At 50.5% G+C, this 18,617-nt stretch carries 17 protein-coding genes; 7 read left to right on the forward strand and 10 right to left on the reverse strand.

Annotated elements, in window-relative coordinates; all coding sequences use genetic code 11:
• Positions 1–29: 29 nt before the first annotated feature.
• The 6 genes from H579_RS27640 to def form a co-directional block, all read right to left on the reverse strand.
• Complete coding sequence (locus H579_RS27640) at positions 30–1,076, reverse strand: GGDEF domain-containing protein (protein ID WP_051227344.1); 1,047 nt, start codon at positions 1,074–1,076, stop codon at positions 30–32.
• A gap of 384 nt (positions 1,077–1,460) precedes the next feature.
• Entirely contained in the window at positions 1,461–2,909 is a 1,449-nt protein-coding gene (locus tag H579_RS0105640) for a TrkH family potassium uptake protein (RefSeq protein ID WP_028299871.1), read from the reverse strand.
• Between the two features lie 24 nt (positions 2,910–2,933).
• Positions 2,934–4,307 (reverse strand): Trk system potassium transporter TrkA, encoded by a 1,374-nt coding sequence (gene trkA / locus H579_RS0105645; protein WP_028299872.1) that lies wholly within the window; start codon positions 4,305–4,307, stop codon positions 2,934–2,936.
• An 89-nt stretch (positions 4,308–4,396) separates the two neighbouring features.
• Complete coding sequence (gene rsmB, locus H579_RS0105650) at positions 4,397–5,701, reverse strand: 16S rRNA (cytosine(967)-C(5))-methyltransferase RsmB (protein ID WP_028299873.1); 1,305 nt, start codon at positions 5,699–5,701, stop codon at positions 4,397–4,399.
• A 15-nt stretch (positions 5,702–5,716) separates the two neighbouring features.
• Positions 5,717–6,673 carry a methionyl-tRNA formyltransferase gene (fmt, locus tag H579_RS0105655; RefSeq protein WP_036565499.1) on the reverse strand — a complete coding sequence of 319 codons (957 nt, stop codon included), beginning with the start codon at positions 6,671–6,673 and terminating at the stop codon, positions 5,717–5,719.
• Positions 6,674–6,736: 63 nt separating this feature from the next.
• The gene (gene def / locus H579_RS0105660) at positions 6,737–7,252 is read right to left on the reverse strand and encodes a peptide deformylase (protein WP_028299875.1); all 516 of its coding nucleotides are present in this window, start codon (positions 7,250–7,252) and stop codon (positions 6,737–6,739) included.
• A 356-nt stretch (positions 7,253–7,608) separates the two neighbouring features.
• Between def and H579_RS0105665 the strand changes: the two genes are divergently transcribed.
• From H579_RS0105665 to aroE, 6 genes are all read left to right on the forward strand, one after another.
• Positions 7,609–8,307 carry a hypothetical protein gene (locus H579_RS0105665; RefSeq protein WP_028299876.1) on the forward strand — a complete coding sequence of 233 codons (699 nt, stop codon included), beginning with the start codon at positions 7,609–7,611 and terminating at the stop codon, positions 8,305–8,307.
• Between the two features lie 147 nt (positions 8,308–8,454).
• Complete coding sequence (gene dprA / locus H579_RS27645) at positions 8,455–9,831, forward strand: DNA-processing protein DprA (protein ID WP_051227345.1); 1,377 nt, start codon at positions 8,455–8,457, stop codon at positions 9,829–9,831.
• 303 nt (positions 9,832–10,134) lie between these two features.
• The gene (tsaC, locus tag H579_RS0105675) at positions 10,135–10,707 is read left to right on the forward strand and encodes an L-threonylcarbamoyladenylate synthase type 1 TsaC (protein ID WP_036565500.1); all 573 of its coding nucleotides are present in this window, start codon (positions 10,135–10,137) and stop codon (positions 10,705–10,707) included.
• 159 nt (positions 10,708–10,866) lie between these two features.
• Positions 10,867–11,775, forward strand: a complete 909-nt coding sequence (gene hemF, locus H579_RS0105680) for an oxygen-dependent coproporphyrinogen oxidase (protein ID WP_028299878.1) — start codon at positions 10,867–10,869, stop codon at positions 11,773–11,775.
• A 51-nt stretch (positions 11,776–11,826) separates the two neighbouring features.
• On the forward strand, positions 11,827–12,555 hold the full coding sequence (locus H579_RS27650; protein ID WP_051227346.1) for a DsbA family protein: 729 nt from the start codon (positions 11,827–11,829) through the stop codon (positions 12,553–12,555).
• Positions 12,556–12,646: 91 nt separating this feature from the next.
• Positions 12,647–13,477 carry a shikimate dehydrogenase gene (aroE, locus tag H579_RS0105690; RefSeq protein WP_028299879.1) on the forward strand — a complete coding sequence of 277 codons (831 nt, stop codon included), beginning with the start codon at positions 12,647–12,649 and terminating at the stop codon, positions 13,475–13,477.
• 263 nt (positions 13,478–13,740) lie between these two features.
• Here aroE and H579_RS0105695 read toward each other — a convergent pair whose 3' ends face one another.
• The 4 genes from H579_RS0105695 to H579_RS0105710 form a co-directional block, all read right to left on the reverse strand.
• On the reverse strand, positions 13,741–14,025 hold the full coding sequence (locus H579_RS0105695) for a hypothetical protein (RefSeq protein WP_051227347.1): 285 nt from the start codon (positions 14,023–14,025) through the stop codon (positions 13,741–13,743).
• Positions 14,026–14,048: 23 nt separating this feature from the next.
• Positions 14,049–14,870, reverse strand: a complete 822-nt coding sequence (locus tag H579_RS0105700) for a M48 family metallopeptidase (RefSeq protein ID WP_051227348.1) — start codon at positions 14,868–14,870, stop codon at positions 14,049–14,051.
• Positions 14,871–15,089: 219 nt separating this feature from the next.
• Entirely contained in the window at positions 15,090–15,542 is a 453-nt protein-coding gene (locus H579_RS0105705) for a Spy/CpxP family protein refolding chaperone (protein WP_028299882.1), read from the reverse strand.
• Between the two features lie 104 nt (positions 15,543–15,646).
• Entirely contained in the window at positions 15,647–16,228 is a 582-nt protein-coding gene (locus H579_RS0105710) for a gamma carbonic anhydrase family protein (RefSeq protein ID WP_051227349.1), read from the reverse strand.
• A gap of 164 nt (positions 16,229–16,392) precedes the next feature.
• Between H579_RS0105710 and prlC the strand changes: the two genes are divergently transcribed.
• Complete coding sequence (gene prlC, locus H579_RS0105715; RefSeq protein WP_028299884.1) at positions 16,393–18,432, forward strand: oligopeptidase A; 2,040 nt, start codon at positions 16,393–16,395, stop codon at positions 18,430–18,432.
• The last annotated feature ends 185 nt before the right edge of the window (positions 18,433–18,617 follow it).

Raw genomic sequence — 18,617 nt, forward strand, 5'->3', positions numbered from 1 at the left:
GCTTGCCCGTTTCTTCTGTATTTTGCTTACTATTCATGAACTCCGCCGGAGGACTGGCCATGATGTAACATATAGCAGCAGTTACGGCCGTTATTTTTTGCCCGGTACAAGGCGTCATCTGCCACCTGAATCACATCATCCAGAGTCAGGTCTGAGTTTAACTGGGACTGGGCAATACCTGCCGAAATAGTAATCGCCGATAGCTTTTCATTGGTGCGTCGGTTGATCCAACATACATTACTGATGGCACAACGAATTTTTTCTGCGATTTGATAGGCACTCTGCAGATCCGTGTCTGGAAGAACGACAATAAATTCTTCACCACCAAAACGCACTGCTAAATCGGTGCCTCGAATATGTTTGGTGATAACGGATCCGGTGTTACTTAGAACCCGGTCACCAAAGGGGTGGCCATAGGTATCGTTAATCGATTTAAACTTATCCAGATCAAAAACGATAATCGAGTACAGGCTCTCTTCCAGTGGAACACCGGATGCGTTGGCGTATTCTTCCAGTTTTGTGCGTAGGCCTGCCCGGTTCAGTAATCCTGTCAGATCGTCAAACATAGCAGCCTTAGCGACCTGGTGTAGTTGTCGCTGAAGTTGCTCTGACTCCTGCTCCGCTTTTTGTAAGCGTTGGGACAGCTTTTCCTGAGAGTTCCGCATGGAATCGGTGGACTTTTTCAACAGCCCCACCAGCATCTGAATATTAGTCTCCTGCTGAGAGTCATCCAGTTTCATTGAAGCGGCATTCAGCGTTTTAATATAAGAGACGTTATCTAAGTGGGATTTTTCTACAACCGAATACACTTCTGTGAGCAGAGTCTGCAGAGCGGGGTAGATGGTTTCGTTGTTATAATCAGGCTGCTGAATAAACTCACTGAAAATCTGCTGGGTAAAGGTTTCGTTCAGTTTGCCATGCTTTTTCAGATGGCTATTGATCGCTGAACTGAGCTTTGCTGAGTGTTTCTGCAGATGAGCAAAAGCGACCGAATAATTGGTCGGATTAGGAGACAGGTTATTCTCTGTCAGAAAGTGTTCAATTTTTCTATAAATCGCGTGTGTTTGCTCAGACATACCAATCAGTTCGGATTATTCAGCTTCGTTATTATAGTGGCTGTGGGTTTACAGGGGCGTCCATCCCTGTTAGTTGTCTCGGCCAGCGACTGCAGTGGAAAATAACTTACGTATTACTTTGGCATTATAGAGGAGCTGACCCAAGTCGCCACCCGGTGCGTATTATGAGAAGGGTAAGAAAGTTAGCCAAGTACTATTTTGGCTAAGGGGCTACTTTTATATTGCTGTAAATAATCCATAGCTTAACTGATTGAAAATAAAGGTCGCTGTGGCTTTACGCGACGCTTTATAACTTTGTGTCAGGCTGAATACTTTTAATAAAAAAGAGGCAAAAGATTTGCCCCTTTCTTGCCCTTGCTTACATTTAAACGGTGGTTCAGGGTATTAGCGCCGCCAGAACATAGGCGTAAACAATACCAGTAGGGTAAAGATCTCCAAACGACCCAGCAGCATGGCGATAATCAAAATCCACTTGGCGACATCGGGGATATTACCGTAGTGAGAAGCCACCTCTCCCAAGCCAGGTCCCAGGTTATTCAGTGCCGAGCCTACGGCTGACCAAGCGGTAACCTGGTCCAGGCCGGTCGCCAGCAGGCCAATCAACATGACAACAAACAGCATCAGATAGACTGAGAAGAACCCCCAGACAGCCTCAATAACCCGATCCGGTACACTGCGACCGCCCAGCTTGACCGGAATAATAGCGCTAGGGTGGACCAGACGTTTAATCTCACGAATACCCTGTTTCAGAATTAACAGGATACGCACCACCTTCATACCACCACCGGTGGAACCGGCACAGCCACCGACAAAGGCGGCCAGGAACAGAGTGAAGGGCAGTACGCTGGGCCATTGGGAAAAGTCAGCGACCCCAAAGCCTGTCGTAGTGGCGACCGAAACGACTTCAAACAGGCCGTGACGCAGTGACTGATCAGCAGAGTAGGTTTCAGTTGCCCACAAGACAATAAAGGTCGTCAGGACGGTGATGCCCAGCAGGAAAAAGAAAAAGCGGAACTCAGGATCAAACAGATAATGTTTCAGTGAGCGTTCACGCCAGGCGATAAAGTGCAGGGAGTAGTTCACCGCTGAGATCAGCATAAAGACGATACAGATGCCTTCAATCACTGCGCTATCAAAGTAGCCCATACTGGCATCGTGGGTGGAGAAGCCACCAATAGCTACCGTCGCAAAGCTATGGCTGATGGCATCAAACAGCGTCATACCCGCCAGCCAGTATGCACCGGCACAGGCTACGGTCAGACTCAGATAGATATACCAAAGCGCCTTGGCGGTCTCGGTAATCCGTGGGGTGAGCTTATTGTCTTTGACCGGTCCCGGTGTTTCGGCACGATAGAGCTGCATACCACCAATGCCGAGCATTGGCAGAATGGCTACTGCCAATACGATGATACCCATCCCCCCCAGCCACTGGAGTAACTGACGGTAGAAGAGTACGGACTCCGGCAGGAAATCGAGCCCGGTAATCACAGTAGCCCCTGTAGTACTCAGGCCGGATACCGACTCAAATACCGCATCGGTGAAGCTCAGTCCTGGGTGTTCGGCCAGGTACAGGGGCACAGCTCCGAAGAGGCCCAGTACGGTCCAGAAGAGTACCACCACCAGGAAACCATCCCGGGTTCTCAACTCCTTGCGCACGTTACGCACGGGAAGCCAGGCAAAAAAGCCGGTGAAAAAGGTAATGGCCATACCGCTGACAAAAGCGTTATGGGCGCCATCCTTGTAGAGCGCTGAAATGAGCATCGAGGGCATCATGGTGATACTGAACAGCATCAGCAGAATCCCCAGAATCCTCATCGTCGTGACTATATTCATATCGGTTTGATTCTGAATTCAGGGTTAGAAGAAGGTCAGACCCACCTGGAACAGGCGCTCCACTTCACGAATCTTGCGTTTGTCCACCAGGAACATAATAACGTGGTCATCTTGCTGCACCACGACATCATCGTGGGCGATGATCACCTCGCCATTACGTACGATGGCACCAATGGTGGTACCGTCAGGCAGATCAATCTCTTCAATGGCTTTCCCTACCACTTTTGAGCTGCGTTCATCACCGTGGGCGATAGCCTCAATGGCTTCCGCCGCACCGCGACGCAGGGAGTGTACGTTAACAATATCACCGCGACGTACGTGGGTGAGCAGGCTGCCGATGGTAGCCATCTGTGGGGAAACCGCGATATCGATTTCGCCACCCTGCACCAGATCCACATAAGCGGCGTTATTGATCAGGGTAAGCACTTTGTTAGCCCCCAGACGTTTGGCCAGCATGGAGGACATGATGTTGACTTCATCATCGTTGGTCAGGGCACAGAAGATATCCACTTCGTCGATATTTTCTTCTACCAACAGATCTTTATTGGTGGCGCTGCCGTGTAGCACTATGGTGCGGTCCAGCTTTTCGGACAGGTTCTGGCAGCGGGGCAGGCCGTATTCGATAATCTTGACCTGGTACTCATGTTCGAGCGCTTCTGCCAAACGCTCACCGATATTACCGCCACCGGCGATCATAATGCGTTTGTATTGGTGATCGACCTTACGCAGTTCACTCATCACCGCCTTAATATTGTGGCGGGCAGCGATAAAGAACACCTCATCATCGGCTTCAATCACCGTATCCCCTTGTGGAATGATGGGGCGATTGCGACGGTAAATAGCGGCAACTCGGGTGTCGACATTGGGCATATGCTGGCGCAGATAGCCCAGTTCCTGACCCACTAAAGGACCGCCGTAATAAGCCCGAACCGCCACCAGCTGAGCAGCACCTCCGGCAAAATCCATCACCTGGAGTGCGCCTGGGTATTGAATCAGGCGTTTAACGTGATTGGTGACGACCTGTTCCGGACTGATAATCACATCAATAGGAATCGCTTCGGCACCAAACAGACCTTTACGGCCTGAGTAAGCGTTGGAACGTACACGGGCGATCTTAGTCGGGGTGCGGAACATGGTGAAGGCGATCTGACAGGCGATCATATTGACTTCATCACTGTTGGTGACGGCGATCAGCATATCGCAGTCCTCGCCACCAGCCTGGCGCAGTACATTGGGGTAGGAGCCTTTTCCCTGCACCGTTCGGATATCAAAACGGTTTTGGAGCTCCCTTAACCGAGCACCATTGGTGTCAACGACGGTGATGTCGTTCTCTTCAATGGCCAGATTCTCGGCCAGGGTGCCGCCTACCTGGCCTGCACCCAGAATAATAATTTTCATCGCTTACTCTCAGTCCGCTGTTTAATGGCGTTACTCAGGTTTTTGCTTTGTTATTCAAGCTATTGCGCGGTATTAGATGGGCTTATTCTTTACGCCGGTTTTTCCAATACGGCGTAAAAGAAGCCATCGTGGCCCTGGGGCTGTGGCAATAACTGCTGGCCAAAACCGGTATCCAGCCCATAAGGGGCATTCACCGGGCCAATCAAACGTGCGTCCGATTGTGTCAGGAAGGTTTCAATATTCCTTGCATTTTCCATGGCTAAAACCGAGCAGGTAGCATAAACCAAGATTCCACCGGGTTTAAGCGTTTTCCATAGCAGTTGCAGCATAGATTGCTGTAGCTCAGCCAAAGCCGGAATATCGGTTTTACGGCGTAGCCATTTGATATCGGGGTGACGACGGATGACTCCTGTGGCCGAGCAGGGCGCATCCAGCAGAATACGATCAAACTGCTGACCATCCCACCAGTTGTCCAGTTGGGTGATATCGGAGCAGTGCAGCTCGGCACTTAACTGCAGGCGCTGGAAGTTTTCTTCCACCCGTTTCAGGCGATTGGCTTCACTGTCGACGGCAACCACGGACAGGCTGGGCTCACGCTCCAGCATATGGGCGGTCTTTCCGCCCGGTGCAGCACAGGCATCCAGTACCCGTTGGCCCGGTTGCAGCTGTAGCAGATCGGCGGCTAACTGAGCCGCTTCGTCCTGCACGCTGATCATGCCCTGGTCAAAACCCGGCAGACGAGTGACGTCGGTGGCTTTTTCCAGACGAATACCATCAGGGGCAAAGTCGCAGGCGACGGCTGCGATCTCTGCCTCAGCCAGTTTTGTCAGATAGTCATCACGACGGCTTTGACTGTGATTCACCCGTAGGATCATCGGCGGATGTTGGTTATTGGCCTCAACGGCGGCTTGCCACTGCTCCGGCCAATCCTGCTGCAGCTGTTGCAGTAACCAGTTAGGGTGAGCCAGGCAAGCGGCTTCAGAGCGTTGCAGTTGTGCGATCAGCGCCTCTTCTTCCCGCTGGAAGCGACGCAAACAACCGTTGATCAGCCCCTTAGCCCAATCTTTTTTCAGCAGCTTAGCGCCCGCCACGGTTTCATTGATTGCTGCATGGGTAGGAATACGGGTATAGATCAGCTGGTACAGTCCCAGTAACAGCAGCAGATCAACATCTCTGTCTTTGGCTTTAAAAGGTTTGCTGACCAGTTGATTACGAATACCTTCCAAACGGGTCAGCCAGCGTAGGGTGCCAAAACACAGCTCCTGCAGTAAACCACGATCTTTTTCTGCCACCTGTTCCTGTTGAAAGGGCAGGGCTCCGGACAGGGATTCCTGCTGCTTGACCACAGGTAGCAGGGCTTTTACTGCGGCGACTCGCACATTGGGACGTGCCATATCTGCTGTATACTCCTATTGACCCAGCTGGGTTTCACCAGGCACAAACAGCTGCTTGCCTGAGTTCAGAATATCGGTGATGGATAGGGCTTTTTTGCCCGGCAGTTGAAGAGTGGATATACGCAGTGCGCCCTCACCACAGGCGATCAAAAGGCCGGTTTTATCGGCGCTGATCACAGTACCTGGTGCCAGGTTGTGCTCAGTGGCTTCTGCTTTGGCATGCCAGATACGCAGCGTCGCGTCATCCAGCAGCGTCCAGGCGACAGGCCAGGGGTTAAAGGCACGCACGGTACGATCCAGCTCAATGGCGGGTTTGGACCAATCCAGTTCGCCTTCCGCTTTGCTCAGTTTTTCGGCGTAGTTGGCCATGCTATCGTCCTGCACCTCTGCCGTCAGTGTACCTGCGGCCAGACCGTCCACCGCTTCTTTCAAGGCATCGCCGCCCTGCTGGGCCAGCTTATCGTGCAGACTTTGCGCAGTATCATCCGCTTCAATGGGCAGATAGGTTTTCAGCAGCATAGGACCGGTATCCAGGCCTGCTTCCATCTGCATAATGGTAACGCCGGTTTCCTGATCACCCAGGTGAATAGCCCTTTGAATCGGTGCCGCACCACGCCAACGTGGCAGCAGAGAGCCGTGCACATTGATACAGCCCAGGCGTGGGGTGTCCAGCACTATCTGAGGCAGAATCAGGCCGTAAGCCACTACCACCATCAGATCGGCATTTAGTGCCGCCAGCTCTTTCTGCGCGTCTTCATCACGCAGGGTCAGCGGCTGATAGACAGGGATATCCTGTTCCAGCGCCAGGGATTTCACCGGACTCGGGGTCAGTTTGCGGCCACGGCCCGCTGGGCGATCCGGTTGAGTATAAACGGCAATCACTTCATGGGAGGTATCGAGCAGGGCTTGCAGGGAGTGGACGGCAAAATCCGGCGTACCGGCAAAGATAATACGCAGAGGCTGGGCAGACATAAGGGCTCCAAAACGAGTTCAGGCCAGCACGGGCTGGCCTGAAAAATAACTTATAACGAACAATCAGGCCTGACGGGCCTGTTCACGCTGACGTTTTTCCATCAGCTTGCGCACGCGATTACGCTTCATGGTCGACAGATAATCCACAAACAGCTTGCCATCCAGGTGATCACATTCGTGCTGAATACAGTGGGCCAGCAGACCATCGGCTTCCAGTTCATACGGGTTGCCGTCACGATCCAGTGCTGTCAGTTGTACACGCAGGTGGCGTTTCACATCGGCGTAGTATTCCGGCACAGACAGGCAGCCTTCCTGCATCATCTCGGAGTCATCATCCAGCGGTGTGTATTCCGGATTGATCATCACGTACGGTTGATCATTATTTTCGGACACATCCATCACAATAATACGTTGATGAATATTCACCTGAGTGGCGGCCAGACCAATTCCTTTGGCGTGATACATGGTTTCAAGCATGTTCTCAACGATGTTACGGATTTCGTCGTTCACCTCTTCTACGGGTTTGGCAACCGTGCGTAGACGAGCATCAGGAAATTCAAGGATTTGATACAGTGCCATGCTAAGCCTTTCAAGTGATATAAACTGAGGATTGAACCCAGAATACTGTGTTCTGATCAATTTGACTGATATTGTAGGGGGCTGGTTCCCCTTGGGCAATCCTAATCGCCCCTATCATCAGCCTTTCAGCCCGACTACTTACAGGGGAGTTTGTCGTTATGGGTCTTTTCCGGCGTGGTGTGATCGTTAAATGCCTCTCGTGGCGGTCATTGTGGCGGTCATTTTTTACTACTCTTTGCATCACTGTAACTGCCCAGGCTTCAGAGCCTATTCAACAGGCTGAAGCTGGTGCTGTAATTAAACTTTCACCCAGTATACGTATTAAAAACTATCGACAGGCGGTGCCTGGTTTGCCTATGCAGAGAATAGCCTCTTTTATTGAGCGCCATCAGGTTTTTACCGAGGAGCAACTGGAAAACAGTGGCTATATTTTAAGCTTGGAAGATAACCGCATTGTGGCAGGTCTGAATGACCGGGTGTATGTGCGTGGTGCAGGTTATTCCGCTGTGGGTAGCCGCTATCTGCTCTATCGGCAGGAAAAGGCTTATCAGTCCAGGCTATTTCATCCGAATCAGCCTAATCGGATGCTGGGTTATGAGATGCGCTATATCGGTACTCTGGAGCTGGAAAGCCAGGATAACGATATAGCGACTATGCGGGTGGTCAAGAGTAAGGAAGAGGTGAGAGCAAAGGATATTGTTACCTTGCAAGATCTGGGGGTAACCCCGGCTATTTTCTACCCTAATGCACCGAGTCGACGGGTTCAGGGTGAGATTATCTCCATGCTGGAGGGGATTGGTTTTGGTGGTTTGTATTCTGTCGTCGCGATCAACCTGGGAGAGGATCACCTGCTCTCGCCGGGTAATGTGCTGACGATCTCAACTCAGCGTGAACAAGCCAAAGATGCCCGCAATAGTGAGCAAGTCGCACTGCCACTGGAAGAAACTGGATATCTGATGGTTTTCAGAACGTTTCCACAAGTGAGTTATGCCCTGGTTATGGAAGCAAGTAAGCCGATTAAAGTAGGGGATTTATTGACCGTGCCGGATTTATAGTCGTTCTATATTGATAATATTACGTAATTACTTTTATTCGAATCGATACGAAACTCACCTTATTTAACTGAAGTAAGTTTCAGATAGGTCGATACCAAGGGATAAAATAAATGCAAATGGAGCAATAAACACCAAGGAGTTGAGGTTATGTCTGACAGGGATATGCATCATGCGCTGGCTTTTCTGGCGTTATCGCAATTAAAGGGCTTTGGTCCGGCACGCTTAAATCTTTTGCTGCAACAGTGTGAACCGGACGGTGATGATTTCTATGCCGACTGCTTGCGCTATCTACCGCAGATCCCTGGCTTAAATGCTCAACAGGTGCAGTTGTGCTGTCAGCGTATCCATAACCCTTTTCATGGGGAGTGGAAAGAAAGAGATCAACTGCTACATTGGTTGGCTTATGATCAACATCAGGTTTTAACTCTAGGGCATGCAGATTATCCTGAGTTACTACAGCAGATCGCTGATCCTCCCTTGATGCTTTATCTGGCCGGTAATGCTGAGTTATTACATCAGCCTCAACTCGCGATTGTGGGTAGCCGCAAGCCTACTATCGAGGGTTTTAATGATGCCCGTCGTTTTGCCGGGGCTTTATCGGAACTGGGCTGGTGTATTACCAGTGGTCTGGCCGAAGGCATTGATGCCGCCGCTCATCAGGGCTGTTTACAGGCCAATGGTAAAACGTTGGCGGTATTGGGTACGGGTATCGATAGAGTTTATCCTCGCAGTAATCAGCCGTTGTATGAACAGATCTACCATCGGGGATTGCTGATCAGTGAGTTTCCTCTGGGGACAGCACCCAGAGGCCACAACTTCCCTAAACGTAATCGTATTGTGGCCGGATTAAGCGTCGGCGTTTTGGTGGTGGAAGCAGCCCTAAAAAGCGGTTCTCTGATCAGTGCCCGCCTGGCCTGTGAATCGGGACGAGAGGTGTTTGCCATACCGGGCTCTATCCATCAGGCGCAATATAAAGGCTGTCATCAGTTGATCAAACAGGGAGCCAAACTGACGGAAACGATTCAGGATATTCACGAAGAGCTGGCACACTGGTTACAGCTGCCGGAGAGTTATTCATCATCTTCGTTTGGATTGACTACCGATAGCAGCCATTTCTCCTCTAACGGTCTTCTATCTGCTAAGGACTCTTTACCCGCTGTAGGCGCTTTTTCCACAGCTAAGAACCAACAAGCAGTGGCCTCAAACCAAAGCCTGGAACTATTTACTGGGCATTCACACTCTGCTGATCCGTCGTCGAGCAATATGGCTTCGACCCCTGACGCTTATAATCCTAATCTCACTGCAGTGGCTATAAAGCAGAAAGCTCCGTCAGTGCCTAAATTTGATAACCCTCAGCAGGAACAGCTCTGGCAGGCGATAGCACAGGGGGCAGGTAATTTGGATGCTTTAGTAATGGCGACAGGGTTTAATACCGGTGAGATCTCACAAAACTTACTGATGCTTGAGCTATCGGGTCGCGTGGTGCAAGAAGCCGGTATCTATCGAGTGAATCTATCGGTTTGATTATTCTATGATTGGTAATCATAGTTCCATCATTGATTGGCCTTGCTTAAAACACAGTACGCAATCAAACCGTTTAGCTATCAGAGTGATGCTGGGGAACCTTTTTAGTTCCACCTTATCTTACCCAAGCCCAACACACGGTTTGAGCCTGGACGTTCTATAAGATTGGCAGTGCTTGCATCTTAATGACGGCTTAGCTAGTGTGCCGGGGCGAAACTACTCTACCAGTATGCATGGGAACGTATGCTGATTAGTCGGGTCAGGATGGTGTGAAGCTGTACAAGTTTTAAGTGAGTCATCAAGATGTCTGCAAGTTCCAATACTGTTATTTCTACTAACGTAAACGAGGCCGTTGAGGTATTACAGCAAGGGGGCGTGATTGCATACCCCACGGAAGCGGTTTGGGGTGTGGGTTGTGATCCAACCAATACCGCAGCGTTAGAGAAGTTGATGGCTCTGAAGGCCCGGGACCCTAATAAAGGTGTGATTCTAATTGCGGCCAGTGTGGCGCAGGTGCAGCCGCTGATGGAAGCGATTACTCCAGAACAGCAGGCGATGCTGGATGAAACCTGGCCGGGACCCAACACCTGGTTAGTGCCTCCTTCAGAACAGGTACATCCCTTGGTAAAAGGCCAGCACCCGTTGGTAGCCGTGCGAGTGACCGATCACCCCTTGGTTAAACAACTGTGTCAGGCATTTGGCGGTGCGATAGTATCCACTTCGGCCAATCCTGCAGGTGAACCACCTGCGATGTCAGAGCAGGATATTGTGAGTTATTTCCCCGCTCAATTGGATTTTGTGTTGTCCGGTGAACTGGGCGGTGCCAAGCAGCCCAGCCGTATTCGTAACTTGTTGACCGGTGAAACCCTAAGATAAATATTACCGTCCTATTTCTTATCGTCAGTCCCTTGCTCCATTTAACCCATCTTGCGTAATCCAGCCCGATAATCTGCCCTGTTAAAATAACGGGGCATTGTCAGCATCCGGCAGACCCCCTAGTATTGCCTCAATTATTTATTACAGGGGATCTCCTTTATGAGTGCTGTCGATTTTGACGCGGTAAAAAGCTATCTGATGGATCTGCAGGATCGCATCTGTGCCGGTTTGGCGGAAGAAGACGGTCAGGTGGGTTTTATGGAAGACAACTGGCAGCGCGAGCAAGGTGGCGGTGGTCGCACCCGTCTGATCACCAAAGGCGGTGTGTTTGAAAAAGGTGGTGTGAATTTCTCCCATGTATTTGGTGGTCAGCTGCCGCCGAGCGCCTCTGCTGTGCGTCCTGAATTAGCCGGTCGTAGCTTCCAGGCTGCGGGCGTTTCTCTGGTGATGCATCCGGAAAACCCTTATGTACCCACCTCTCATATGAATGTACGCATCTTTGTCGCTGAAAAAGAAGGCGAAGAGCCGGTATGGTGGTTTGGTGGTGGTTACGATCTGACCCCTTACTATGGTTTTGAAGAAGATTGTGTCCATTGGCATAAAACTGCAAAGGCGGCGTGCGATCCTTTTGGTGCCGAGGTTTATGGCAAGTATAAGAAATGGTGTGATGACTATTTCTTCCTGAAGCACAGAGATGAAGCCCGTGGTGTCGGTGGTCTGTTCTTTGATGATCTGAATGAAGGCAGCTTCGAGCAGTGTTTTGAATTTACCCGTGCCATCGGTGATAGCTATCTGGATGCTTATCGTCCGATTGTGGCTCGTCGTAAAGAGACGGAGTTTGGCGAGCGTGAGCGTAAGTTCCAATGCTACCGCCGTGGTCGCTATGTGGAATTTAACCTGGTATTTGACCGGGGCACGCTGTTTGGCCTGCAGTCCGGTGGTCGTACGGAATCCATTCTGATGTCTCTGCCGCCAGAGGTGCACTGGGATTACGGTTATGAGCCGGAAGCGGGTAGCGCAGAAGCCGAGTTGTACGAAAAATTCCTGCCACACCGCGAGTGGATTTAATCGGGTTACTTTAAGAGAACGCTTTAATAAACAACGGGAGCAAATGCTGACATGGCTCGACTACAAATCGCCTATATTATGGACCCGCTGTGTGGCTGGTGTTATGCCGCAGCGCCGATTATCGATCAGCTACGTGCCGAGCACGGCGATCAGTTGCAGTGGCAGGTGTATCTGGGCGGCTTAATGCCGGAATCCCGTATTCTGGGGCCGCGTTTTCGTGATCATATCCTGACCGCATGCCATCGTATTGAGACGCTGACCGGTCAGCCGTTTGGTGCGGGTTTTACCGCTCTTATCCAAGACCCGGATAGCGCGTTGGACTCCCGTCCTGCCAGTATTGCCATTCGTGAGCTGATTCTGCAGGGCGATATGGAAAAGACCCTGGACTATATCAAGCGTTTGCAGAGCCACCATTATCGTGACGGTTTAACCCTGACCGAGCCGGATATTCTATTGGGTGCGGCAGAAGGTCTGCTGGGTGATACCGAGAATCTGAAGTTCCTGCTGGAAACACCGGCCACCTGGGATAAAGAAACCGAAGCCCTGTTCCTGCAGGGACGTAATATGCTGACGGCAGCGGAAGGACAAGGTTTCCCAACACTGGCGATCAAGTACCGTGGTCGTTATCAGAAACTGGGTCATGAGATGTATTACGATCACCCGGATCAGCTGGTTACCGAACTGGCCGCTGTGGTTGCTGAAGTGGCTGCTCAGCCTGAGCCTAAAGAAGGGCCTGAGTTGAAAGAGCCGGTAGAAGCGAAAGCACAGCCCGCGCAATAATCGCCAGCAGTCAGAGTAAACAGATAATAATTAAGCTGCCCGGCAAGCGTAAATAACAGAACCAGATAACAGGATAAAAACAGGACACCCTATGACTGACCGTTACGCTGTCTTTGGCAATCCTATTGCCCACAGTAAATCACCTCAGATCCATACGGCATTTGCTCAGCAGACCGAGCAGGATCTAAGTTACGAAGCGCTATTGGCTCCGGTGGATGCTTTTTCCGAAAGCTTTAATGAATTTCTGCAACGGCAGGGCAAAGGAGCCAATATTACCGTACCTTTTAAGCAGGATGCCTATGAACGTGCGGAGTCGTTAACCCCTCGTGCGCAGCGTGCCGGTGCGGTCAATACCCTTTGGCAGGATGAACAGGGTGTGGTTCATGGTGATACCACAGATGGCGTCGGTTTAGTGCGTGACCTGACGCAAAATCAGCAGTTGGATCTCAAGGGTAAACGTATCCTGATTCTGGGTGCTGGTGGCGCGGTACGGGGTGTCATTGAACCGATTCTGGCGGAGCAACCGGCACAGTTAGTGATCGCCAATCGTACCGTGAGCAAAGCGGAACAGCTGGCCGAACTATTTGCAGACTTTGGCGCGATTTCCAGCTGTGGTTTTGCCGATCTGGCAGGTCAGCAGTTTGATGTGGTAGTGAATGGCACTGCAGCCAGTCTGGCAGGTGATTTACCACCGCTGCCTGATGATCTGCTGGCAGAAGGTGCGGCTTGCTACGATATGATGTACAGCAAAGAGATCACCGTCTTTAACCAGTGGGCACTGGATCATGGTGCGGTCAAAGCCATTGATGGTTTAGGTATGTTGGTGGAACAGGCGGCAGAATCTTTTAATATCTGGCGTGGTGTGCAACCAAAAACCGATCAGGTGATGGCTCAGCTGCGTGAGGCATTGAATCAGAGCTGATTGCTTGCTGATATTGGTTCTAATACCACTCCTGATAAATTTATTGATACCAGAGTAAGTAGGTTGATAAGCGAAGCGCCATCCGATATTGGCTCTGGAAGACTGTCGGAAGGCGCCTGGCGGCTTTTCCAACCTACAACAACTTATCGGGTTTGGTATGAGTATAAAATATCGCTGATTAAGACAAACAAAAACGCCGAAGAGGGATATAAAGCCCTCTTCGGCGTTTTTGTGGCTATCAGGTTTGAGTGTAGTTTTGCCATCTACTGGCTGCGTTTATACAGTCCTACCATACAAACCAGTAGACCGAGCATCGATAAGATCATACCCGAGTTCACCAGCAGCGGATGGCGCTCAGAGAAGGCAACAAAGATGGTTTTGCCTTCAATACATTCACCTGTGCGGTAATCAAAGCCCAGACTTTGTGTCATACAGGCCTGAGCTGCACTGATTTCAGACCAATAGGCGGACATCATTGCCAGAGAAGGAATGATCATTAAAGCCAGGCCCGCCAATACCCAGGGATTACGAATAGAAAAATTCAACACGACTAATCTCTATCCTCCTACCCTTAGGCTTTACAGTTTGGTTTGCGGCCTTCGGCCTGAGCCTGTTGATACATAGGCATCGCTTTCGAAAAGCGTTTTTGCAGATCTTTGATCCGGCGTTCGTTGGATGGGTGTGTCGACATGAACTCTGGTGGCGCTTTGCCACCACTGGCTTTGGCCATATTCTGCCACAGAGACACGGATTCCTGTGGATCAAAACCGGCTTTAGCCATCAGATCCAGTCCCATAATATCGGCTTCACTTTCCTGTATACGGCCAAAAGGCATTACTACGCCATACTGAGCCCCAATGCCTAGCAGACCGAAGATCTGTTGCTTGTGTTCAATATCGCCACTGACCTGATAAGCCGCAGCCAGGGCCGCTTGGGTAAGAGAGGAGGTCGAGATACGTTCATTGCCGTGTTCTGCCAGTACGTGGGCCAGTTCGTGACCAATCACTGCCGCCAGTTGGTGTTGGTTTTCGGCTACGTTCAGCAGGCCAGTATAAACCCCCACCTTACCACCGGGCAGTGCAAAGGCATTGACCTGTTCCGAGTCGAAGACTACGACTTCCCAGGCATCAATACCGTATTTTTCCGGGACCTGAGCAATCACCTTATCGGCTACACAGGTAACATAACTGTTTGTTACTTTATTCTTACTGATTGGCGTGTCATCTTTCATCTGTGTAAAAGATGCGACACCCATCTGATTGATCTCATCACTGGGGAACAGTTTCAGCTGGCTCCGTCCCGTGGGAGAAGTGCTACAACCCGCAATCACTACAGCCGTCAGGCCAATCAGCAAAGTTGCTTTGATCCGTTTTTTCTGTGCTGCTGCCAACATAAGCAAAACCTGTGTTAACTGATATAAAGTGTCCAATACAGTTATTATCGCCAATCGGAGTATAAAGTTCAGCCTCTTCAGGGAGATTTGCAGGTTAAGACGGATGATATCTGGCAATTTGTACAAAAAAGCACCGCCGTGAGCGGTGCCGAAAGTAAGGTGAATAGCCTTACAGGTAGGAATGATCCTGAGAATGTCTGGCTGGATAACCCTGGTCGTTTATTGCAGACGCTGACGCAGCTTATTTTTCTGTTCATCGGTCAGCACCTGTATCACTTCCTGCAATGCGGGCAATTTGTCTTTAAAGCCCTGCTGCATATTGTTGATGTTTTGATCAACCAAAGTACTCAGTTCATCGGTGTTAGCGCCATCTAATAGAGCAAGCATAAATTGTGCCCTGTTCTCTTCCATATGCTCACGATGACCGGACTTATCGCCACGGTATTTTTCCATAATGTCGCGGATTTTATTGCGTTGGCTGCGGCTCAGATCCAGACCTTTAAACAACTCCCTGTCCATCATCATACCGCCAGGGTGACCATGACCCTGCTGCATATGAGCAGGTTTATTCTTCCAGCCACCGTGTTCGCCGTCACAGGCCAGGGCCCATGCTGAGCCCGTCATCAGGATTGCTGTAATACCACTGGCTAACAATTTTTTCTTCAGGCTCATGATATTTACTCCCGTTGTTCGTTTGATGAGACCAGTATAGGAATTGGCCTGCAAAGTGTGTGTCAGCGGGGTGTAAAGGGAGTGTAAAGCAGCCTCCAGCCTAATTAATAATCTTCAGTGATATGTTGGTCTTTCAGTTTGACGTAGTTACCAGCGGTATAGGTAAAGAAGCTCAGCTCTTTTTCAGTTAGCTTACGTTTCTGTTCCACTGGACGACCGACATACAAATAACCTGCTTCCAGGGTTTTACCCGGTGGCACCAGGCTACCGGCACCGATAATGATATCGTCTTCAACGACAGCACCGTCCATGACCATAGTGCCCATACCCACTAAAACACGGCTGCCAATGGTACAGCCATGCAGCATCGCCTGATGGCCGATGGTGACATCATCACCAATCGTCAGTGGGAAGCCGTCCGGGTTAAAAGGCCCCGCATGAGTGATATGCAGCACAGAGCCATCCTGTACGCTGGTACGGGCACCGATACGAATACGGTGCATATCGCCACGAATCACCGTGAGCGGCCATACAGAGCAATCATCACCCATAACCACATCACCCAGCACGACGGCAGAAGGGTCGACAAACACCCGCTCACCCAGTTGTGGTTCCATACCCTGAAAACTACGGATGGCGTTTTTATTACCAGACAACGGTTGTTTCGATGATGATTGTTCTGACATAGCTTCCTCGGTGACTTCTCTGCTGTAACGGCTAACTTGATCTTATACCTTAACGTTAATGTCAGGATTATAGCGGGCAAAAACTGGAATTTCTGCGCAACAGCCCCATATTAAAAAGCAATTGGAATAAAAACTTACGTTAAAGACAGCAAAAGGGCCGTTCAATGAGTAACCCATTACTGGAAAGTCATACCCTGCCACCTTTCAGCCAGATTAAACCAGAGATGATCGAACCCGCTCTGGATCAGCTTCTGGCCGAAAACCGCGCCAGCATTGAGCAGCTCCAGCAGCAGGATCAACCGACCTGGGATTCTCTGGTGCAGGCATTAAGCGAGCAGGAAGATCGCCTGTCTCAGATGTGGTCACCTGTGAGTCATATGAACTCAGTAGTCAACAGCGACGCGCTGCGTGAAGCCTATAATGCGTGTCTGCCTAAGTTGTCTCAATACGGTACTGAGATCGGTCAGAACGAAGCTCTGTGCAACAGCTACAAGGCACTGAAAGATAGCCCGGCCTTTGCGGAACTGAATACGGCACAGCAGAAAGCGATCACTAATACGCTACGTGATTTCCACCTGTCTGGTATTGATCTGCCCGCAGAGAAAAAAGCCCGTTACGGTGAGTTAAAACAGCGTCTGTCTGAGATCTGTAATAAGTTTGCAGAAAACGTGATGGACGCCACTCAGGGCTGGCACAAACATATTACAGATGAAGCTGAGCTGGCGGGCCTGCCAGATAGTGCTAAAGGCCTGCTGAAACAGTTAGCGGCGCAGAAAGAGCTGGATGGTTGGGTGATTACTCTGGACTTCCCATCCTTCCACCCGGTGATGACCTACGCTGAAAAACGTGAGCTGCGTGAAGAGATCTATACCGCGTTTGTTACTCGTGCTTCTGATCAGGGTCCTAATGCCGGTGAGTGGGACAACACCCCGGTCATGGATGAGATTTTGGCACTGCGTTATGAGCTGGCCCAACTGTTGGGTTTTAGTAGTTATGCGCAATATTCTATCGAAACCAAAATGGCTTCCAGCACGGATGAGGTACTGGGCTTTTTAAATGATCTGGCGGATCGTTCTGTTGCTCAGGCCAGAGAAGAGTTTGCCGAGCTGCAAGCCTATGCCAAAAAAGAGTTTGGTGCGGAAGATCTGAAAGCCTGGGATGTGGGTTACTACAGCGAAAAACTGCGTCAGCAGCGTTACGCTATCTCTCAGGAAGAGCTGCGCCCTTACTTCCCGGCCCCTAAAGTGATTGCCGGTATGTTTGAGGTGGTCAATCGCCTGTACGGCATCACCTTTGAAGAGGTAACTGATCAGGTTGATCGCTGGCATCCTGATGCGAAATATTTCCTGGTCAAGCGTGACGGTGAACAGATCGCCGGTTTCTATCTGGATCTGTACGCCCGTGAAAATAAACGTGGCGGAGCCTGGATGGATGATTGCCGCGTGCGTCGTCGTAAGGCCGATGGCGAACTGCAACTGCCTGTCGCTTATCTGGTATGTAACTTCTCTGCACCAGTGGGTGATCAACCGGCACTGCTGACCCACGATGAAGTGACTACACTGTTCCACGAGTTTGGCCATGGTCTGCACCATATGATGACTAAGGTGGAAGTAGCAGATGTGTCCGGTATCAATGGTGTTGCCTGGGATGCGGTTGAGCTGCCAAGCCAGTTTATGGAGAACTTCTGTTACGAGAAGGAAGGCCTGGATCTGATCGCCTCTCATGTGGATTCTGGCGAAGGCCTGCCACAGGAGATGCTGGAAAAACTGCAAGCAGCGAAAAACTTCCAATCCGCCATGATGATGGTGCGTCAGCTGGAGTTTGCGCTGTTTGATTTCCGTCTGCACCACGAATACACCCCGGATTGGGATTCCAGTGTGCAGGGTATCCTGAACGAAGTCCGTGCTCAGGTTGCAGTACTGCCACCTGTTGAGTTTAACCGCTTCCAGCATAGCTTCAGTCATATTTTTGCCGGTGGTTATGCGGCGGGTTACTACAGCTACAAGTGGGCCGAAGTGCTGTCCGCAGATGCCTTCTCCCGTTTTGAGGAAGAGGGGATCTTCAACGCTGATACGGGTCGTGCCTTCCTGGAGAATATTCTGGAGATGGGTGGTTCCAAGGAGCCCGCTGAGCTGTTTAAAGCGTTCCGTGGCCGTGAACCTCAGGTGGACGCACTGCTGCGCCATAGTGGCATTAAAGGTTAATGAAAGGAAAGGTTATACCAAACAAGATAAGTTGTTGTAGGTTGGAAAAGCCGCAAGGCGCCTTCCGACAATCATCAGATACCGGAGTCAATGTCGGATGGCGCTTCGCTTATCCAACCGACTCAGATATCAAGAAACTTATCGTGAATGGTATTAGTGAAAGGCTGGTGCGTTAGCATACTTAG

The organism is Oceanospirillum beijerinckii DSM 7166, from assembly GCF_000422425.1.
In the GTDB taxonomy this organism is placed as follows: domain Bacteria; phylum Pseudomonadota; class Gammaproteobacteria; order Pseudomonadales; family Halomonadaceae; genus Oceanospirillum; species Oceanospirillum beijerinckii.

Excerpts from the sequence above, each read along its gene's own strand:
- H579_RS0105710 (WP_051227349.1), bottom strand. The coding sequence starts at position 16,228 with ATGTCAGAACAATCATCATCGAAACAACCGTTGTCTGGTAATAAAAAC.
- tsaC (WP_036565500.1), top strand. The coding sequence starts at position 10,135 with ATGTCTGCAAGTTCCAATACTGTTATTTCTACTAACGTAAACGAGGCC.
- H579_RS0105640 (WP_028299871.1), bottom strand. The coding sequence starts at position 2,909 with ATGAATATAGTCACGACGATGAGGATTCTGGGGATTCTGCTGATGCTG.
- H579_RS27650 (WP_051227346.1), top strand. The coding sequence starts at position 11,827 with ATGGCTCGACTACAAATCGCCTATATTATGGACCCGCTGTGTGGCTGG.
- H579_RS0105665 (WP_028299876.1), top strand. The coding sequence starts at position 7,609 with ATGCAGAGAATAGCCTCTTTTATTGAGCGCCATCAGGTTTTTACCGAG.
- prlC (WP_028299884.1), top strand. The coding sequence starts at position 16,393 with ATGAGTAACCCATTACTGGAAAGTCATACCCTGCCACCTTTCAGCCAG.
- rsmB (WP_028299873.1), bottom strand. The coding sequence starts at position 5,701 with ATGGCACGTCCCAATGTGCGAGTCGCCGCAGTAAAAGCCCTGCTACCT.
- H579_RS0105700 (WP_051227348.1), bottom strand. The coding sequence starts at position 14,870 with ATGTTGGCAGCAGCACAGAAAAAACGGATCAAAGCAACTTTGCTGATT.
- fmt (WP_036565499.1), bottom strand. The coding sequence starts at position 6,673 with ATGTCTGCCCAGCCTCTGCGTATTATCTTTGCCGGTACGCCGGATTTT.
- aroE (WP_028299879.1), top strand. The coding sequence starts at position 12,647 with ATGACTGACCGTTACGCTGTCTTTGGCAATCCTATTGCCCACAGTAAA.
- H579_RS27640 (WP_051227344.1), bottom strand. The coding sequence starts at position 1,076 with ATGTCTGAGCAAACACACGCGATTTATAGAAAAATTGAACACTTTCTG.
- dprA (WP_051227345.1), top strand. The coding sequence starts at position 8,455 with ATGTCTGACAGGGATATGCATCATGCGCTGGCTTTTCTGGCGTTATCG.
- hemF (WP_028299878.1), top strand. The coding sequence starts at position 10,867 with ATGAGTGCTGTCGATTTTGACGCGGTAAAAAGCTATCTGATGGATCTG.
- def (WP_028299875.1), bottom strand. The coding sequence starts at position 7,252 with ATGGCACTGTATCAAATCCTTGAATTTCCTGATGCTCGTCTACGCACG.
- trkA (WP_028299872.1), bottom strand. The coding sequence starts at position 4,307 with ATGAAAATTATTATTCTGGGTGCAGGCCAGGTAGGCGGCACCCTGGCC.
- H579_RS0105705 (WP_028299882.1), bottom strand. The coding sequence starts at position 15,542 with ATGAGCCTGAAGAAAAAATTGTTAGCCAGTGGTATTACAGCAATCCTG.